Here is a 2,371-nt window from a genome sequence, read left to right as displayed (position 1 = left end):
ACGTGATCAACCCGACGGCGGCTTGAACCGACTGGCTCCGTTTCAGCGGTTCGGGCGTCGGCGGTATGGCGGCGTTGCGCCTCTCGTTCAGCGATTTCTGGGGCGACATGTTACGAACTTAGGAAAGGCCAGCCGCGCCCCGAAGCATTCGGACCGTTTCGCGTGACTGTCATCAACCGAGCCGCGCCCGGCGACGAGCGCTTTAGTCCGCAACCCGCGCGCGTAGGCGGGGCAAGATCCAATCGAGGAAGCAGCGCACCTTCAGCGACAGCGGATCGGCTGGTCCATGCATCACGTTCACAGGTAGCGGTTCCGGCGCGAACTCCGTCAGCAATTCCTGCAGAGCGCCGGAGCGCAGCTGATCGGAAATCTGGTAAGACAGTACGCGGATAATGCCGATACCGGCCATTGCAGCCTGAATGGCCGCCTCCGTCGTGTTGACCGCGAGTTTGGGGTGCGGCTCGATGGCGAAGGCCGGACCGTCGCGGCGGTAGCGCCATTCCGGCGCGGTCGCAAAGCCCTGGAAGCTTATACCGTCATGTCGTGCGAGGTCTTCCGGCTGACGCGGCACGCCTCGCCGGGCCAGATATTCGGGGCTGGCGCAGATCACCCGGCGGACACTGCCGACGCGTGTTGTGATCAGGGCACTGTCCGTCAGGTGGCCAATTCTAAGAGCCACGTCAACCTGCTCGTCCGCCAGATTGATCTGCCGATCGACCAGCGTCAGGCGCAGGTTGATATTGGGTTGCTCCTTCAAGAATTGCAGCGAGATTGGCAGCAGATGACGCTCGCCGAAGGCAACAGGTGCGGTCACATGGAGCCCGCCACGCAGCGCCCCATGGTCGCCGCTCGCCTGCCGCTCCGCCGCGTCCAGCTCCTCAAGGATACGGCGTGAGGCGGCGACAAAGGTGCGCCCCTCTTCGGTCAGCGACAGGCCCCGGCGAGTGCGCAGCACCAAGGGCACGCCGAGGTGCTTTTCAAGATCAGCGACCTTGCGGCTGACCGTGGCAAGGGGGGCACGCAGTTGCCGCGCCCCGGCAGAAAGGCTGCCGGCATCGACCACCGCCAGCAGTACCGACATCGCGTCAAAACGATCCATGCAATCCTTCCGCTATCTGAGAGGAATGTTCTCAAAATGGCAGGATACCCTACTGTTTGTGGATATCATAGCTTCACGTCGTTCACCGGCGCTGTTCGGTTTCCCGTATTGCCAATGATCAGGAAGGACGTCATGCCCACACTTTCGCGCCGTGCCTTTGCAAGCGCTCTCCCACTCGGCTTGCTTGGGGGAAGCCTTTTCGGCGGAGGAATGATTGAAGGCGCGTCCGCGCTTGCCGCGACACCGGCTACGGCCAAAGCGCCGGTCAGCGTTACGCCGCTCGCGCAGATCCGCATCGGTCGTTTCACGGTGACGGCGTTGACGGACGGCTATGCGGATATGCCCTATGATTATTTTCCGGGGCGAACCGCGGCGGAGGTCGAACAGGCGGCAGTCGCGCAGTTCACCGCCCGCGCGGGCGGGGTGCGGTTCCTGTTCAACCAGTATCTCGTCGAGGATGGCGAACGCCGCATCCTGATCGATGCCGGTGCGGCAGGCTCGATCGGCCAGACCGGCCAACTGCCGCAGGCGCTCGCCGCGCTCGGCCTGCAGCCCGACCAGATCGACGCGGTGATCGTGACGCATATGCATCAGGACCACATGGGCGGTCTGATCCTCGGAGGCAAGAACAACTATCCCAAGGCGGAACTCTATATAGATCGCCGCGACGTCGCGCATTGGACTGATCCGGCCAAGCGCAGCGGCGCACCCGATTATCTGCAGACCAGCTTCAAGATGGCCGACGAGGTCGTGCGCCTCTATCCGAGACTTCAGGCGATCGACGGAGAGCGAGAAATCGTGCCGGGCGTCTCAATTGTCGACCTGACCGGCCATACACCCGGCCATATCGGCGTGCGGGTCCAAGATGGCGGACAGAGCCTCATCATGGTCTCGGATATGATCTTTCCCGTCGTTCATCCTGGGGCGACCGACGTGTTCTTCCTGTTCGAGCAGGATCCTGCCGCGGCCAAAGCCATGCGCGACCGGTTCTTTCCTCGCGCCGCTTCCGAAGGCGCCCTCATCGCCGCCACGCACATGCCCTTTCCAGGGCTCGGCCGTGTCGTTGCCGACCATGGGCAGATGCGTTGGCAGGTAGCGGATTGGGCCCTGCAGAACTGAGGTCTGCTTGGCGGTCGCAAGAGTAGTGATCGCCATGACCCCTTCCGCGGGGCTGCACCGCGATTAAGCCATCCCCGCGGGGCCGCGACATCCTCGACGCTGCGCTGCGCGCCGACATGCGTATCGAGCTTGCCAAGCTGCACAGGCAGTTGA

At 63.5% G+C, this 2,371-nt stretch carries 2 protein-coding genes; one reads left to right on the top strand and one right to left on the bottom strand.

The features are described from left to right. Positions 1-202: 202 nt before the first annotated feature. Positions 203-1,099 carry a LysR family transcriptional regulator gene (locus FY112_RS00560; protein ID WP_017957661.1) on the bottom strand — a complete coding sequence of 299 codons (897 nt, stop codon included), beginning with the start codon at positions 1,097-1,099 and terminating at the stop codon, positions 203-205. 132 nt (positions 1,100-1,231) lie between these two features. On the opposite strand from FY112_RS00560, the gene FY112_RS00555 reads away from it, so the two are divergent. Next, positions 1,232-2,218, top strand: coding sequence for an MBL fold metallo-hydrolase (locus FY112_RS00555; RefSeq protein WP_131628880.1), 987 nt, complete (start codon positions 1,232-1,234; stop codon positions 2,216-2,218). The last annotated feature ends 153 nt before the right edge of the window (positions 2,219-2,371 follow it).

This window comes from Rhizobium sp. PEPV16 (assembly GCF_008919455.1).
GTDB classification, from domain to species: Bacteria; Pseudomonadota; Alphaproteobacteria; order Rhizobiales; family Rhizobiaceae; genus Rhizobium; species Rhizobium leguminosarum_Q.
The sequence above is the reverse complement of the archived record's forward strand: the minus strand, read 5'-3'. Positions and strand labels throughout refer to the sequence as shown.